The sequence below is a fragment of the Aurantivibrio infirmus genome (genome assembly GCF_054767315.1).
Map to the genome: position 1 here is coordinate 773,922 of NZ_BAAFSK010000001.1, position 16,751 is coordinate 790,672.

Below are 16,751 nucleotides of genomic sequence, written 5' to 3' on the forward strand. Positions count from 1 at the left end.
TGAAAATAGTAATGAACAACGGCGTCTCTGGTTTTGAATCTCAGACTTACCATTTTCAAAGAGTAGGTGTTAGGAGCTTAATTTCATTAGGCGCACGATTATTCTTGGTGGTTTTAATAATTTTTACCGTAGCTTGCGTAAACCAGCCACCGTCTACTGTCCCAGAAGTCCCAATTGAAGAGCGGGGCTCAGTCAGCCAGCCGGCGTCAAAAGAAGGGTCGCTAAATCGAGCTACGGCATTACTCATTGTTGAAGCGCAGCGACAGTTTGAGAACAACGATTGGCGAGCCGCGATCGCTACGGCAGAAAGAGGATTGCGAGTTGATAGGCGAGAAGTGCGACTGTATTTGGTCATTGCGAAAAGTTATCGCGCATTAGGAAATCTTGACTTATCTAAACAGTTCGCCGAGCAAGGTTTGCGTTACGTTGTAGAGCCCACCAGTGATATTGCCTTGGAGTTTAATCGCCTGCTTAAAGTGTCATTTTGAGGGTGTTTTAAGTAACCTGCCTCATAAAGGGCAATTATTTGCCCAGTTGTCAGCTATAGCTACAGCTAATCTTCGTGTTATTGCTTCAATTGTCCTCGTGAGCCCATCGGTGCTAGTATTAAACCATTTGCACCCCTAACTCTTGGGCGCCATTCCAGGCTGATTCAGCAAAAAATGACATTTTAAGATGGCCCTCCTCCTTGATCCGGCTCTGAGATTACGTGTGCTATCCAGAGCAAGAATTATCGAGTAGGCAAACAATTCGAATTGGAACAACTAACTGTAAATTCTCAGCTAAACTGTTAGATAGTCTGGTCTGGGCTTTAGGCCTTGGCTCGCCGTCGTAATCCGACCGGTAGTGGGAAGAACATACTTGGAATATTATGAGCGATTTTTACAAAGACTCAGAGAATAACTCTATAGGCCATTATCCTGATGCCTTTATAGTTGAGAGCTTGAAAGCGTGTCAAAAAATATGTATCGCACGTAGCGAAGAGCTTTTTAAAAGTTATTCGAAAATTCTCGATGAAAAATTATTGGAATTTATTGATTCTGCGAAAACCGATAAAGAAGCGACGCAAATTCAAGAAACTGTTCGTGAATTTCGCACTAAAAATAAAGAATTAACTAAACATTTCTGCGGCCACCTGGGCGAAGGATTTATTAAGTTTAAAAAGCGCCAATTAAATACGCGAACTGGCGAAGAAAAATACCGTGGAGATATGTTGTCTTTGGTAGACAACGAAGATTTGGAAGAAACTATTGCTTTATCCTCTGTCGCCCACCGGGCGGAAGAGCATTATGGTGAAGAGCTATGGTTTTTGAACCAACGCTTTGCTGTCTTAAACGATGGCGATAAAGTTTCTGAAAGTAATAACCCAGTAAGTCCTGTTCAATTTTGTGAAGCCCTGCGAAAAGCCTTAAAAGTTTTATCGATTAATACAAAGTCAAAAATTATTGCCTACAAGATTTTTGATAAAGAGTTCATTACTAAAATTGATGACATCTTAAGAGAAATAAACCTCTACTTATCAAACAAAAATATCTTGCCTAATTTGCGATATACGATGGGGCAACAAAATAAACAGCCAGAAATTAATGATCTCCCTTTGCCTGGCTATGAAGACCCTTCTCAGCAGCAACCGCCAGCACATCAACAGCCCGCAGGATATCAACATCCACCGCAAGCTGCCGGCGTTCCGCCATCGTATTTGGGGCAGCAACCCTTGCCGCCATCCCGTTTTGTGGCGACACCGGATCCCAATCGTTCCGCTGAAGAATACCAAGGGCGGTTGGTCGATGCGATACGAACTTTGCAAAACCATATTGGTTATGGTCAAGGGCAGGCGCAAGCCATTCCTACTGCGGCACCGGCAAACGCGGCGAATTACGCACCGAATTCTCCACAAGTTGCTAGTGCGGGTGGTGCAGCGGCCCCCGGTGGTTATGCACAAGCGCCAATTTATTCAAATCAGCAAATGGTTACTGCATTGCATGGTTTGCAAACTCAAGCCTCGTCATTTACAGCAGGATTGGCGGATACTCCGACGGGTGAGTTTGAGCCCGTAACGCCGCAAGCGATAGCGGCGGTTAATTTACAGTTAGCTGATGAGCTTAAGAAAGAAACTGAAGATGGTTTGGTCGATCCACTCGATATGCACACCATCGAGTTGGTAGGTATGTTGTTCGAATATATGCTTTCTGACGATAACCTTCCTGATTCAATAAAAGCGATATTGAGTTATTTGCATACACCATTTTTAAAAGTAGCTTTTGTAGACCCAAGTTTTTTTGAAAAAACCGAGCATCCCGCACGTTTGTTATTAAATAGTTTGGCGGAAGCTGGGGTTAAGTGGGTGAGTAATGATGGCTCATCTCAATATGAAATTTATACCAAGATAAAACATACCGTTTCGCGTGTCCTCGAAGAATTCGAGAAAGACGTTAAGCTCTTCGCAGAGTTACTACTTGAATTTAGCTCCTACTCGAAAAAAATAGCTCGTCGCCAAGAGTTAATGGAAAAGCGGGCGATGGAGAAAGTCCAGGGTGAGGAAAAGCTCCGCGAAGTTAAAATTCAAGTCAATAAAGAAGTTAGATCCCGTACTGATGGGAAAGAGCTTCCTTCCGCAGTATTACTTTTGTTGTTGCAACCTTGGTCTGATTACTTAGCCTTTGTGTTGTTGCGCTACGGTGATGAGTCCGAAACTTGGAAAAAGGCTATTGCCGCTGTTGATGATGTGCTGTGGAGTATCGAGCCAAAAGTTGATGTTAAAGATAAATCTCGTCAGTCAGAACTGATGGATGATTTGTTGGATGTCATAGAGGCAGGATTTGAAACCATAGGCTATGATCAAAATAAGGGCAGGAAACTCATTGAGGCGGTCGTGTCTTTGCAGAAAATAGCTATGCAAAGTCAACAAGTCGAAGCCGCACCGGCCGAAATGCGAGCTGACCTTGAAACGAAAGCGGCCGAGAAAGCCGGAGATTCCGACCAAGAAGATGATCAAGCAACACCAGAGGAAGAAAAGCTGGTTGAGCATTTGAAGATGATTGAGTTTGGTACTTGGTTTGAGTTCGAAGGCGGAAAACGCCTAAAAGTTGCGTGGTATAACTCGAAAACATTGCACTACATGCTCGTTGACCAAATGGGTAAAAAAGTTGCGATGAAATCGGGACTAGAATTGGCGCGTTCGATGTTGAGTGGCGCTGCTAGAGTTATTGCAGGAAGCACGAAGCCCTTCTTTGAGCGGGCTTTAGAAAATATTTACCAGAATCTAAATGCAAAAGCTGAATCATCAGAATCGGATTCGGTGGCACCGGAGGCTGATAATGGCGGAAGCCCAGAACCGACATAATAAGCGAATTTTACCGCGCCACAATTTGAAGGCGGCGGTAGATGTTTATGATAGTGTTAGTCAGGCCTTGCTCGGCAGAGTTGTCAATGTCAGCTCTGAGGGCGTGATGATTATGGGTAATCACCCTTTTTCTGAAAGTAAAATATACCAATTAGATTTGCATTTGCCGACGCCGATTAATGAGCATAATAGTATTAGTGTGGGGGTCGACTGTTTGTGGACTCGCACCGAAGAAGAGAATATGTTTTGGGCGGGCTGCAAAATTATTGATATCGCAGACTCTGCTAGAATTGATTTAGAAAATTTAATTCAAATACTACAAGAATAACTAATAACTTTAGATAGTTTTTGAATCTTCCTTTGCCGGCAGTATAAAACTTTCCTCCGTTCTGTTTTTACGCGAGCACTTCCATTCTATTCTCTATAGTTTTTCAAAAGCTCTGCTCGCTGCGTCAAGTGTGTGTTCGATATCTTCATCACTATGCGCCGCGGACATAAACCCAGCTTCAAACGATGCAGGTGCTAAATAAACTCCGCCCTCTAGCATTAAGTGAAAGAACTGGTTAAAACGCTCGTTGTTACAATTCATTACTTGTTGATAATTAGTAACTTGTTTTTCCTGAGTAAAAAATCCGCCAAACATGGTGCCTACATGATTAGTGGTGAAGGGAATATTTGCCTTCATAGCGCGCTCTCTTAATCCAGACATTAAAGTATCGGTGCGCTTAAATATTTCGTCGTAAAAGCCGGGCTTCGAAATGAGTTCAAGGTTTTTTAATCCTGCTGCCATTGCGATTGGGTTGCCTGATAAAGTCCCCGCCTGATAAACCGGTCCTAGCGGGGAGATCATTTCCATTATTTTTCGCTTGCCTCCAAACGCTCCAACAGGCATGCCACCGCCGATGACTTTGCCAAGCGTGGTTAAATCAGGTTTTATATTGTAGTGGTCTTGAGCGCCTTTTAGTCCAACTCTAAAACCCGTCATAACCTCATCAAAAATCAACACGCTTTGATATTGATCACACTGTTTACGCAGCGTTTCCAAGAAGCCTGGCACAGGGGGGATACAATTCATGTTGCCAGCGACTGGCTCAACGATAATGCAGGCAATTTCTTCTCCATGTTTTTGAAACACTTCTTTTACTTGTTCGATATCGTTGTAGTTCAGGGTTAAGGTGTGTTGCGTCAGTGATTTTGGTACACCAGGTGAGCTGGGAACGCCAAGTGTGAGTGCGCCGGAGCCAGCTTTTACTAATAATGAATCGGAATGGCCGTGATAACATCCTTCGAATTTTATAATTTTATCTCTGCCAGTAAAGCCGCGCGCGAGTCGTATCGCGCTCATTGTTGCTTCCGTACCTGAGTTAACAAAGCGTATTAAATCAATGTTGTCGTAAAGCTCACAAATTTGTTTGGCGAGATCAGTTTCGATTTCTGTTGGTGCGCCAAAACTCAATCCGCTATCAATTTTTTGTTTCACTGCGGCGATAACTTCTGGGTGTGCGTGTCCCAGTATCATAGGGCCCCATGACTGCACATAATCAATATATTTTTTATCGTCGGCATCAAAAATATAGGCACCCTTTGCAGACTTTAAGAATACAGGATTGCCACCAACAGCTTTAAATGCGCGCACCGGTGAATTTACACCACCAGGAATGTATTGCTGGGCTTGTTGAAAAAGCTGTTCGGAATGGCTCATGGTTGATCCTGGTTTTTAGAGGGTGAAAATTCAAAAAGTGAAAGATAGCGCCGTACTTGTTTTTCTGTGTCTTTGATGTCATCAAAGTCAAAAATATTGTTGCAAATTGCCAGGCAATCCGCCCCAGCATCAATAAGTAATTTTGCATTATCTATATGAATTCCGCCGATTGCAACGATAGGTAATGGTATTAACTTTTTGGCGGTTTTTAGAATATCTGTTGTTGCGGCCTTCGCAGTGGGCTTGGTTTGCGAAGGAAAAAAACGACCGAAGGCAAGATAGTTTGCGCCGTTTTGAAAAGCAGATACTGCGAGCTGTATCGAGTCATGACAAGTCGCACCGATAATTGCATGTTCGCCAAGGGAGTTGCGTGCAACCGATAGAGATGTGTCGTTTTGGCCGAGATGAACACCGTGCGCTGAAACGGTTTCAGCAATTTCAATATCATCGTTAATAATTAATGTCGCGTGGTAACTTTCACAAATCTTTTTTAAGCGTGCGGCGTTCTTAATTTTTTGTGCAACTGAATCATGTTTGCTGCGGTATTGGATTAAGCGGCAGCCACCATCTAACGCTGCGGTAGCTTTCGAAAACAACCGATCGCCGGGCATGAGTCGATCATCCGTAATGGCGTAAAGTTTGGAAATCACAAGAGATTCTTCGCGAAAAAATAGGCGGTAATTCTACCCAATGCTGGTCAAAAAGTCAGTCGCGAGAGATGCTATTAAAGGAAAGAAAATAATTAGTTTTGCAGGTGACCTTAATTATAGTTTTGTTTTTTCGTTGTGGAAGAGTCACCCAGTGCCCAGTGCATTCGATTGGGTACGCAATGCCCCATGCCGAGACGGCGGCTCGCATTCAGCGCGTGCCAGGTAAAATTCTGCGCTTGTTCAACGGCTTCTTCTAAGCGAATGCCGTGAGCTAAATAGGATGACAATGCTGCCGCTAATGTTGCACCCGCACCGTGACTAATCATGCGAATGCGAGGACGTTCATAATTACGCATTAAGCGGCGATCGCCATAGAGAGAGTTACCATAGACTTCGCCATTACGAATTGAGCCGGTGATTAGTACATAACTGCAACCGGTCTCAAGAATTTCATGAGCACAAGCGTCGACGGTGTCTGCTTGCTTGGCGAATTCGTGGGCTTCAACAAGGTCGGGTGTGGCAATGGTGGTGCGTGGTAATAACAAGGCTTTTATTGCGCGAATGATTCCTTGTGAATTAAATAGTTCGTGATTGTATTCGGCGGTGACGGGATCAAGAATGACAGGAATGTCTGGGTAATCGCACAAGATAGTGTAAATCGCTTCAGCATTTTCGATACTGCCGAGCATGCCAATTTTGATCGCGTTTACAGGCATATCTTCGAGGATTGCTCGGGCCTGCTCGATCACTAGTCCAGTTTCGACGGGCGTAATATCTTTAATTGATTGGGTATCTTTCGCACAAAGGGCAGTGATAACGGGAGTGCAGTGGCAGCCAAGACTGGCGGTGGTTTCAATGTCGGCCTGAATCCCAGCGCACCCAGAAGGGTCGAGACTGGATAAGCTTAAAACAATAGGTGTTTCGCTATCAAACTGCGTCATTGCGGGCTCCAATTAATAAAGTTGGAAGAGCGGTAATATCGATCATCCTAAAAATGATTTGTTGTGTAGTCTAGGTAGAGATCAGTGAGGGAAACAGCTTCCAACAAAAAAATTGCTATTAGCGATGCTTCGCACTGCCTTTATCGTTTTTTGTCTTACCACTCTTGTATCAGCCGGTTCTTATATCGGCCAGTAGTTTGTTGCCCAAGCTGTCGTTTTTGGCGACAGTTAATTTTTAGAGCGAAGTACTCTTGAGTCTAACACAAGTTTGAAAATTTGCTTGGAGAAGCAAATAAATTCTCGTAACTAACGGTTTAGAAAGGTTTGACCACTACCAATATTATGATTCCAAATAACAGAAAGACTGGAAATTCATTAAACCAACGAAAGTAGACATGAGAGTGGCGGTTGTTTTCAGTGCTAAATTGTCGAACGATGTGCCCACAGATCAGGTGGTAAACAATAAGAAGGAGTACCAAGAATAGCTTGGTATGAAACCAGCCAGAACTAAAATAGTAAGCGGGGTTTAAATTTATCAGCCAGGTTCCGAAGATGATAGTTAGGATGGGAAACGGGATCGAAAATTTGAAAAGCTTGCGCTGCATAAGAATAAGCTGTTGTTTGGTTTCTTCATTGGTCGTTGCCGCGCAATTGACGAATAAGCGGGGTAAATAAAACAGGCAGGCAAACCAGCAAACCATAAATATGATGTGAAAAGCTTTAATCCAAAGCATGGGTAATCCTGTTATAAAGAGTAAAAAATTAAAATGTTTATTAATGGTTGTAGAGAAAACGACTTAATTTTCCCGAAGAAAATTACACTGGTGATATAAATTTAAATTATTTAATTAAATGCTAAGTCGAATAGTAACTCTCAATATGCTCCGGTGTGACAATACCAACTGCCACTCCTTTTTTGTATGGATCCGGTCTTTCAACGCAGATCACCTCGCAATTACTTTGTAATAATTGTCGTCTCGCCTCAAAGAGATTTGTGCGTTGATGAATACCCAGCATCTTGAAACGTTTGCCAGGAATCTTTCGCAGATCAATCATCGGCGTTTCCAAACTTTGCTGGTCTTTGGTGTCACCTTGCTCTTCTTGTAACGCTTCCAAATGCTGAGCTAAATCGCTCGCGCGTAACAAATAGTTTTCTTCGCTATCACTTTGAATAATTATCCAGGGCGGTTGATTCAGAAGTAACTGCTTTGCTTTTTCTAAGCTAATATCTTTTTCGCTGGTAACAAAGTTATTTGTCATCACACCCCGAACCCCAACTCGGCTCAATACCTGCCTTGCGGGTTCTGAATGAATGGGGGTGCCCGCCGCCTTTAACTGTGTAATAAATAACCCTTGGCAGCCAAAAAATTGCTGTACAACGATGCAAGCAACAACGATCACGACCATGCTTGGGAAAATAACGTTTGGATTGTAAGTGAGTTCTAGGACCGCCATCAGCGCTGCAAGAGGGGCATTTAACGTTGCGCCCATCATCGCTGCCATTCCCAAGGTGACATAAAAGCCAGGGCTCGATGCTTGCTCTGGTCCGTAAATATTCCCGACGATCCCCATTAGGCCACCGATACAGCCGCCTATAAGTAGAATCGGACCAATTGCTCCGCCGGGCATTCCGAGTCCAGTGCTAATTCCTGTGACAACTAATTTTGCGATGATTAATACTAATAGAACTCTTATCGAAAGGTCTCCAATCATCGCAGCGTCGAGAGTGTCATAGCCAAGCCCCATAATGCTCGGAACAAATACCGCAGTGCCTCCGGTTATTACGCCAATAAGCGCGAAACGAGCGATGATAGGATATTTTTGAAAGCGACCAACATAAAGTTGTAGATGAATAAAAGATGCTGCTACGCAGCCGATAACGAAACCCGCACAAACCATGAAAGGAATTTCTAACAAGCTGTTCATCTGGACGGATTTTATCGAAAAGGCGAGTGCGTCGGGGAATACAACTTGGCTGATAATTGCGCCGGACACGGAGGCTAATATCACTGGAATAAACCCGGCAATGGTGTATTCCATTAAGACAACTTCCATGGCAAAAATAACGCCCGCAATAGGCGTGTTAAAAGAAGCAGAAATTGCAGCGGCGACACCACAGCCGACTAATGTACGCAGGCTGTTATTCGGTAATTTTAACCATTGCCCTAATAAGCTCGCGGCACCGGCGCCCAAATGAACCGCTGGCCCTTCTCTACCAACGGATTGGCCAGTGATAAGACTTGCTGCTCCACCAAAAAATTGAACGATAAAATTCTTGAAAGGTAATTGCCCTTGATGGTTATGCAAACGATCGAGCACATGGCTTACGCTTATATTGCGATCATCTTTATTAAGAAAGTGAAAACAAATACCAATCACAATTGCGCCGATTGCCGGTAATCCAAATCGCCAAGCGGCGTCGAGTTGCTCAAAATTGTCTTGGTCAATGGAGAGAAAAAAACGCTGGCCGAAATCGATTAAAAGGCGGAACAGTACAATAATGCAGGCTGCGATAATTCCACTCACCAACCCCAAGGCGGTTAATTGAGGTAGGGCATCGATATACGCCAGGCGATCTCGAAAGTTTTCGAATTTGCTGGATGCCTTGTTCCGAATCCCGTTCTTTAAATTGTTTAGCGATTTAAGCATTGACGACTCGGAGGTAATTAATTCGGCATGTATGGAAGTGATCTGTTTGTTCTTTTGGGCTATAACGTGACCATAAATCTTAAAGTAGAGCGCTAAATATTGAGCGCTAACGTTTTCATCGTATAGTCTGTTTAAAATTCGGCGTGAGAATTATACCCCGCTTCGGCTTTCGAATTCTTTGCAGTGCCCGTATTATACGCTGCTCTGCGCGAGTGAAGTGTCGCTGACCACAAAGGTTGCCGAGTTTGAAGGGTTGCTTTTTGAAGGATGGAGAACGCGTGTTTGTCATTGTGAATTTGAGGTGAGTAAGTGATTAAAGTAGGGATTGTTGGTGGTACAGGTTATACCGGAGTCGAGTTGTTGCGTTTATTGGCGCAGCACCCGCAGGTTGAGGTGATCTGTATAACTTCTCGTGGTGAATCGGGTAAAGGTGTTGCCGAGCTATATCCAAGTCTGCGAGGTCACTACGATTTACGTTTTGTCGAGCCAGAATCCGCCCCTCTCAATGACTGTGATGTGGTATTTTTCGCGACGCCACACGGGGTTGCTCAAGGAATGTTGCCAGAATTATTGGGGCGAGACCTGAGTTCTGGCCCTAAAGTGATCGATATTTCGGCGGATTTTCGCATTAAAGATCAAGCTTTATGGGAATCCTGGTACGGGCAAAGCCATTCATGCCCAGAGTTAATACCCGCCGCCGTTTATGGTTTGCCCGAATTGAATCGAGAGCAAATAAAAAACGCTCGATTAATTGCCTGTCCAGGTTGCTACCCCACTGCCATTATTCTTGGGCTGTTGCCGCTGATTTCTGCGGGAATCGTTGATGCCCAACACCTAATCGCTAGCGCCGCTTCGGGTGTCAGTGGAGCTGGTAGAAGTGCGAAAGTCGATAATTTGTTTCCTGAGCTAAGTGACAGCTTCAAAGCATACGGGGTTGCTGGTCATCGTCATCAGCCTGAAATTGAGCAAATATTGGCTGGCGTCGACCCAGCAGGAAAAGCACCTCAACTAACTTTCGTTCCTCACCTAGTGCCAATGATTCGTGGCGAACAAGCGAGTCTATTCGCGACTTTGCTCGATGGTGATGTAGATTTACAGGCGCTTTACGAACAGTACTACAAAGACGAGTATTTTGTTGATGTTCTTGATGCGGGTGAAATACCTCAAACGCGTACGGTGAAATCTTCCAACATGTGCCGTTTATCCGTGTTTAGGCCCCAGCAACGCGATACCGTTGTTGTATTGTCGGTGATTGATAATCTAACCAAAGGAGCCTCAGGTCAGGCAATTCAATGTATGAATATTATGTTTGGTTTTGATGAAAAAACCGGTATTGATCAAATCGCGATCTTACCCTAGTTTTAATGGTGAAATAGAAGTTAGTGGGTCATGCATCACGCCCTTTACATTCAATCCCTCGCCGTCAAATTAGGTGATGAGTGAGAATTGGTCCACAGTCTCGCTAGGCTGTGTCGATCCGGCGAACGAATTGAGCTAAAACTGTTTAGAGTTTTGAAGTAGGGCAGTTATGCGGTGAAACTCCGCTGCTTTTGAGGTAAGAAGCCAGAATCCAACAAGAGTCATTGAGAGAGTGTCTAGAGAGAGAAGATGAGTGTTGTAAAAGGCAGTAAACAACATCGACTGATAGTGGTTCCATATCGGCCGCAATTTCGAATTTTGCTCATTGCGAGCATAGTTCTAGCACTCTGTGTTGTGGCGGCCGTTAGCTATTTGTTGGGTGAGCATCGTGGTTCGAGTTTGCAGATTCAGGCGGTTGCGGAACGGGATTCGTTGCGGCTTAAGCTCGAAAGCAAAACAAAGGAAGCCGAGCAGCTATCCCAGCAGGTGGCAAATTTAACTCTGGCCACTGAAGTAGATAAAGTCGCTGGTGAAGATGTTCGCAATGAGGTGATTCAGTTAAAAGATGAGATATCAGCCCTACAGGAAGATATTTCGTTTTATCGCGGATTGATGGAGCCCACGGACAATAAGCGCGGCTTAACTATAGGTTCCGTTGATGTCATTTCCACTTCGGTACCGAGGCAGTACGATTTCAAAGTAGTGGTCCAGCAATTAACAACCAATCACCAGTTGCTGCAGGGTTCTCTTGAGTTCAACGTCATTGGTCGTGAAGGGCCGATTTATCGTAATATTGCGCTTAAAGATTTAACCTCGCAGGTCGACTCAGACGAGATTCGCTTAGGGTTCAAGTATTTTCAGAATATTGAGGGACGCTTAGAGATTCCAATTGGCTTTGAGCCGGAGCGAATCGAAATTATAGCCCGCTCTACAGGGCGAGACGCAGTTCAGGTAGAAAAGAAGTTCGGGTGGCTTGTCCAAGAAAAGCTGAGTACTTCGGCTTTATAGGGCCATAAAATAATTTATTGAGGTGTTTCCCATGGGTTTACCAGGCAGTACGAGTACAACTCTAATTGCAAAAAATACTGAAGTCGTCGGTGATATTTATTTTTCCGGCACTTTGCATATTGAAGGCACCTTACGGGGCAATGTACACATTAAAGATGGTAAGGAAGCGCATCTAGATATCGCCGAAAATGGCATTGTAGAGGGCCAGATTATTGTTTCTACGGTGAGAATTAATGGCAAAGTGATTGGCGATGTTCACTCAAGCAAACACGTTGAATTAGCAGCAAAAGCCGTAGTCGAAGGCAATGTGAACTACCATTTAATCGAAATGGTCAGAGGTGCCCAGGTAAACGGTAAGCTGGTTTATGGTGGGGATTCCAAGCCCGAAAAAATCAGCCCTGTCGTATCATTGCAGGAATCAAGTTCGGAACATCACTCCGAGCAACAAGTCTCTTCAAGTGGCCACTAGGGCCCATTTCCAACGCAAAGTTTTAAGTCGCTGTAAATACTTGATTGTTTTACTAGGTTAAAGCGATAATGCGGCACTAGTTTTTCTTCGATACTGCTTCATTGTTGAGTTCAAACTGTTTATGACTGCACAAACATTCACTCCAGAACCTTTATTGCTTACTTCGAGCGCAATCGACAAGGTTCGCACTCTGATTGAAGAAGAGGGTAATGATGAGCTGAAGTTACGAGTATTCGTCACTGGCGGCGGATGTTCTGGGTTTCAGTACGGCTTTGCGTTCGAGGATGTCACGGCAGAAGATGATTTCGTTATTGAAAAGGGCGGGATTAAAGCGGTAGTTGATTCGATGAGTTACCCCTATTTAGTCGGCGCAGAAGTTGACTATGAAGAAGGGCTGCAAGGATCTAAATTCGTGGTGCGCAACCCCAATGCTTCTACGACTTGTGGTTGTGGCGAATCTTTTTCTGTCTAAAGACGATTTACGCTCACCATCTCTCACCAATAGATGCCACCTAAAATTAAATCCCGTTTCGCTCCAGTTACGGTGGCGAGGTTGCCGGGTTTCTTTTCCAGTGTCTGTTTTGCCAGCCAAGCGAAAGCCATCGCCTCTACCCATTCTGGATCGATACCGAGTGTCGATGTGGTTTGTACGTCGTAGGGTGCAAGCAATTCGCTCAAGCGGTTTAACAATGCTTGGTTTAATGCGCCACCTCCACAAATAAAAACTTCTATGCCTTGGTCCAATTTGTTTTCTTTAGTGTGTAGTTTAATGTCGTTGCAAATCGTTACGGCAGTCAACTCCAAAAGTGTAGCTTGAACATCTTGTGCTTCTATATTTTCAAATTCACAGAGAGATTCTTCTAGCCATGGCAGAGTAAACATTTCTCTGCCTGTACTTTTCGGTGTAGCTTGAAAAAAATAAGGGTGGCTCAATAAATTTTTGAGCAAGCTCTTGTCGATAGAGCCCGTACTTGCCCAATCACCATTCTCGTCGAAATTTCTATTCTTATGTTTTGCAATCCATTCATCCATTAACGCGTTGCCGGGGCCGGTATCGAAACCGATGACTTCACCGCAGGTCGGAATGGATGTGATGTTGCCGATTCCCCCGATGTTAACAATCACCCGAGCGACGTTTTCAGAATGAAAAACAGCATGATGAAACGCGGGAACTAAAGGCGCCCCTTGTCCGCCAGCCGCCATATCTCTGCGCCGAAAATCCGCCACTGTTGTTATGCTTGTTTGTTCAGCAATAATATTTGGATCGCCAATTTGTACGGTGAACGCCTCACTCAATTCGCCTTTGGGTCTATGACGAATTGTTTGGCCGTGACTACCGATCGCGGCAATATCAGAATTTTTATATTTTGTTTTCGCAAGAACGTGTAAGGCAGCATCCGCGAATAGCCGACCGGTAAGTTGGTCAGCCACGCCCATGCGATCAATTTCGTTGTCGCCGGGAAGCATTAAGCTTTGAATGTTCTGTTTTAATTCTTCGGGAAAAGGATAACCAATGCATTCAACTAATTGTGGCGCTGGTTTGGAGAAATCTACCAATACTGCATCGACACAATCCACACTGGTTCCGGAAATTAATCCAATGTATAAGTCTTCACTTTCTTGCATTGGATTATCCGAATAAAACTATTTGAAGGGATTGAAATTAGTTTAATGAGGTTGAAGATGAAGAAAGGGCTAGCTGAGTCGCTTGATGACGCTGATTTAATTGCGCAACCACGGGAGCAATTTGCTGCTTGAATCTTTCTAATTCATTTTTATTAATCGCTTTAGCTTTTGGTAGCTTTTTAGCAATGGTTGCTGGATTGCGATGCACGCCGTTCCACAAAAACTCATAGTGCAGGTGATTTCCGGTTGCGGATCCTGTAGAGCCAACGGTGCCAATGGTTTGTTTCTGCTTGACGCGGTCACCGCGTTTTACTTTCTTTTTATCCAAGTGAAGATATTTTGTGGTGACACCATTGGGGTGTTCAATAAAAACGTAATTCCCGTTTGCGGAATTGTATCCTGCTTTGACGACGCGACCGTCACCTGCGGCCCAAACCGGCGTGCCTCTGTCTGCGGCATAATCGGTTCCATTATGTGCGCGTACAGTTTTATGAATAGGGTGTAAACGGCGAGGGTTGAAGCTGGAGCTTATACGGCGAAAATCCAGTGGTGCACGTAAAAATTCTTTGCGCATGCTGTGACCTTCGGGGGTGAAATAATTACTGTCGCCGTTCTCATCGGTATATCTAACGGCACTGTAAGTTGTCCCGCGATTGGTGAATTCAGCCGCAAGAATCTCACCATGACCTAGTTTTTCGCCGTCAAGAAATTTTTCTTCGAATAATATTTTGAAATGATCGCCCTTACGAATATCCAATGCGAAATCGATATCCCAACCAAACATATTGGCGAGTTCTATCGTTAAGCTGTCTTTCATCGCAACACCTTGTGCGGCGAGAATGAGTGAATTGTTAATCGTTGCTTCGCGATAAGCTAGCTTTATATCGGGTTCTTTAGACGCATCTTGAAATACAAAACCCGCTTCAGTTCTTTTGTATAACTGTGAATTTAATTTGCTTTTAATGTGATGCAGCTGCTGAAGCTTTCCCGAGTCATCTATTTGGAAAGCGAGCTTATGGCCAGGAAATATTTTTCTCAGCGACTTTGCTTCTTTGTTACTGTTGGTAAATTCGTAAACATCACGATCATTTAAGCCTGCTTTATTGAATAGAACCGACAAACTGTCGCCGTTAGCAACGGTTAAGGTCTTCCACTCAATCTCTTCTACCAGTGGTTCAAAGATTTCTTCGTCAGGAAATAGGGGTTCGGAGGGCATTACCGATAGGGCGACAGGGATAGCTTGCCGTTTTGCAGAAACATCTTCCGAAGGAAACATCGCGAATAGCAGGCCGAGACAGGCTGTTAATGAACCAGCCGCCACCATGTGAGTTTTTGGGAAGTGAGCTAGCTTGTTTGCAAGGCTTCTTTTCTGTTGTTTTTCAGTGGGTTCCATGGCTCTGCTAAATGTTTGGGTTAACAGTTTAATGTTATATCAGAAAATTATTCGGATATCATCCCAGCGAGCGCACAATATTGCCATTGGTCTCGCATTTGTGACTGCTTTATCTTGAGTCGGGCCTTGTTTTTGGGCGTGTTTCCGGTAAGGTTGGCGCCTCTTAAAATGGCCCGAATCCCATGGGTTCTCGGAACAGAATCATTAACGACGCATTAATTAGGATTGAAAAAATGTCTGCTGCTACTCCCTCTTTGCTTGATGACTTGCAAGCACGTAATTTGGTTTCTCAAATGACGGGTGTAGGTGAGCTGGACGAGTATTTTAAGAGCGCTTCAAGAACGGTTTATTGTGGTTTTGACCCCACTGCTAGCAGTTTGCACATTGGAAGCTTGGTGCCTTTGCTGACTCTACGTCGGTTTCAGTTGGCGGGTCATAAGCCTATTGCTTTGGTGGGCGGTGCTACGGGTCTGATTGGTGATCCCAGCGGGAAAACCGAAGAGCGCTCATTGAATTCATCAGATATCGTGGCGAATTGGGTTGAGTGCCTCAAGAAGCAGGTCTCAGTTTTTCTCGATTTTGATGCAGGTAATTGTTCCGCTGAGGTGGCCAATAATCTTGATTGGATGCAGGACTTAAATACGTTGGATTTTTTGCGGGATGTGGGTAAGCACTTTTCCGTCAATAATATGATTCAGAAAGAGTCGGTTAAACAGCGGATTAATCGTGAAGGTGAGGGTATTTCTTTTACTGAATTCACGTATATGATTTTGCAATCATACGATTTTGCTGAACTCTATAAGCGAAATAATTGTACCGTTCAAATTGGTGGCTCCGATCAGTGGGGCAATATTACGGGTGGTGTTGATTTGGTTCGGCGCATGCATGGAGGTGTGGCGCACGGACTGACTCTGCCTTTAGTGACGAAGTCGGATGGGACCAAATTTGGCAAAACAGAAAGTGGCACCATTTGGCTAGACCCCGCTAAAACCTCTCCTTATGCGTTCTACCAGTTTTGGTTAAGCACTCCCGATGCTGATGTGTATCGTTTTTTGAAGTTTTTTACTTTTTTGTCTCCCGCTGAAATAGATGAGGTGGAGCGTTCTGATCGCGAATCGGGCGTTAAACCAATGGCTCAACATATCCTGGCAACAGAGGTCACCAAGCTTGTCCATGGCGAGGCGGGCCTTTTAGCTGCGCAGAGAATCACAGAGGCCTTGTTTAGTAGCACCTTAGATTCTTTGACGGAAAATGATTTTGAGCAGCTTCAATTAGATGGTCTACCCGCTTCGAAACTCGGTAGGGCGGACTTAAGCGGTAAGATGCTAACGCAGCTTTTGGTTGAGTTGGGGGTGGCGAAGTCTGGGAAACAAGTAAAAGACGCTTTGGCTGCGAGTTCGGTATTGGTTAATGGTGATGCCAAGAGTACTCAAGATAATGCTGATCTTGAAAGCTGTTTTGATCTTCAAAAGGCCTTCTTTAACAGGTTTTTTGTGATTAAGTTAGGCAAGAAAAGCTATCACTTGCTGGACATGATTTAGGCGACATTACCTAGCCGTTGTGCCCCAAGATTCGATTATTCAAAATACCCAAATAAAAACTATTTTTTCC

The 16,751-nt window shown here is 44.3% G+C and carries 15 protein-coding genes; 8 read left to right on the forward strand and 7 right to left on the reverse strand.

The genetic code is table 11. From position 1 onward, the window contains the following. Positions 1–11 precede the first annotated feature (11 nt). The 3 genes from ACYUCY_RS03610 to ACYUCY_RS03620 all read left to right on the forward strand — a co-directional run bounded on the left by ACYUCY_RS03610 (position 12) and on the right by ACYUCY_RS03620 (position 3,671). Entirely contained in the window at positions 12–488 is a 477-nt protein-coding gene (locus ACYUCY_RS03610) for a tetratricopeptide repeat protein (protein WP_460225081.1), read from the forward strand. A 383-nt stretch (positions 489–871) separates the two neighbouring features. Next, positions 872–3,343: a DUF1631 domain-containing protein gene (locus ACYUCY_RS03615; protein WP_460225082.1), complete on the forward strand. Its 2,472-nt coding sequence runs from the start codon at positions 872–874 to the stop codon at positions 3,341–3,343. After that, the gene (locus tag ACYUCY_RS03620; protein ID WP_460225083.1) at positions 3,318–3,671 is read left to right on the forward strand and encodes a PilZ domain-containing protein; all 354 of its coding nucleotides are present in this window, start codon (positions 3,318–3,320) and stop codon (positions 3,669–3,671) included. The genes ACYUCY_RS03615 and ACYUCY_RS03620 overlap by 26 nt, the downstream gene beginning before the upstream one ends. A gap of 93 nt (positions 3,672–3,764) precedes the next feature. Here ACYUCY_RS03620 and hemL read toward each other — a convergent pair whose 3' ends face one another. The 5 genes from hemL to ACYUCY_RS03645 all read right to left on the reverse strand — a co-directional run bounded on the left by hemL (position 3,765) and on the right by ACYUCY_RS03645 (position 9,285). Next, a complete protein-coding gene (gene hemL / locus ACYUCY_RS03625) occupies positions 3,765–5,045 on the reverse strand; it encodes a glutamate-1-semialdehyde 2,1-aminomutase (RefSeq protein ID WP_460225084.1) in 1,281 nt (426 codons plus the stop codon). Then, a complete protein-coding gene (gene thiE / locus ACYUCY_RS03630) occupies positions 5,042–5,695 on the reverse strand; it encodes a thiamine phosphate synthase (RefSeq protein ID WP_460225085.1) in 654 nt (217 codons plus the stop codon). Before thiE ends, hemL begins: the two co-directional genes overlap by 4 nt. 110 nt (positions 5,696–5,805) lie before the next feature. Next, positions 5,806–6,636, reverse strand: coding sequence for a bifunctional hydroxymethylpyrimidine kinase/phosphomethylpyrimidine kinase (gene thiD / locus ACYUCY_RS03635; protein WP_460225086.1), 831 nt, complete (start codon positions 6,634–6,636; stop codon positions 5,806–5,808). Positions 6,637–6,950: 314 nt separating this feature from the next. Next, complete coding sequence (locus tag ACYUCY_RS03640) at positions 6,951–7,370, reverse strand: CopD family protein (protein ID WP_460225087.1); 420 nt, start codon at positions 7,368–7,370, stop codon at positions 6,951–6,953. Between the two features lie 121 nt (positions 7,371–7,491). Further along, positions 7,492–9,285 carry a chloride channel protein gene (locus ACYUCY_RS03645; protein WP_460225088.1) on the reverse strand — a complete coding sequence of 598 codons (1,794 nt, stop codon included), beginning with the start codon at positions 9,283–9,285 and terminating at the stop codon, positions 7,492–7,494. Positions 9,286–9,594: 309 nt separating this feature from the next. Here ACYUCY_RS03645 and argC point away from each other — a divergent pair, with 309 nt between their 5' ends. From argC to erpA, 4 genes are all read left to right on the forward strand, one after another. Continuing rightward, positions 9,595–10,644, forward strand: a complete 1,050-nt coding sequence (gene argC, locus ACYUCY_RS03650) for an N-acetyl-gamma-glutamyl-phosphate reductase (protein ID WP_460225089.1) — start codon at positions 9,595–9,597, stop codon at positions 10,642–10,644. A gap of 249 nt (positions 10,645–10,893) precedes the next feature. Then, a complete protein-coding gene (locus ACYUCY_RS03655; protein WP_460225090.1) occupies positions 10,894–11,652 on the forward strand; it encodes a DUF6776 family protein in 759 nt (252 codons plus the stop codon). A gap of 31 nt (positions 11,653–11,683) precedes the next feature. Continuing rightward, on the forward strand, positions 11,684–12,121 hold the full coding sequence (locus tag ACYUCY_RS03660; RefSeq protein ID WP_460225091.1) for a bactofilin family protein: 438 nt from the start codon (positions 11,684–11,686) through the stop codon (positions 12,119–12,121). 121 nt (positions 12,122–12,242) lie between these two features. Continuing rightward, positions 12,243–12,593 (forward strand): iron-sulfur cluster insertion protein ErpA, encoded by a 351-nt coding sequence (erpA, locus tag ACYUCY_RS03665; RefSeq protein ID WP_460225092.1) that lies wholly within the window; start codon positions 12,243–12,245, stop codon positions 12,591–12,593. A gap of 23 nt (positions 12,594–12,616) precedes the next feature. Here erpA and ACYUCY_RS03670 read toward each other — a convergent pair whose 3' ends face one another. Further along, entirely contained in the window at positions 12,617–13,747 is a 1,131-nt protein-coding gene (locus tag ACYUCY_RS03670; protein WP_460225093.1) for an anhydro-N-acetylmuramic acid kinase, read from the reverse strand. A 37-nt stretch (positions 13,748–13,784) separates the two neighbouring features. Next, a complete protein-coding gene (locus tag ACYUCY_RS03675) occupies positions 13,785–15,140 on the reverse strand; it encodes a peptidoglycan DD-metalloendopeptidase family protein (protein WP_460225094.1) in 1,356 nt (451 codons plus the stop codon). A gap of 233 nt (positions 15,141–15,373) precedes the next feature. Between ACYUCY_RS03675 and tyrS the strand changes: the two genes are divergently transcribed. Continuing rightward, positions 15,374–16,681, forward strand: a complete 1,308-nt coding sequence (gene tyrS, locus ACYUCY_RS03680) for a tyrosine--tRNA ligase (protein ID WP_460225095.1) — start codon at positions 15,374–15,376, stop codon at positions 16,679–16,681. The last annotated feature ends 70 nt before the right edge of the window (positions 16,682–16,751 follow it).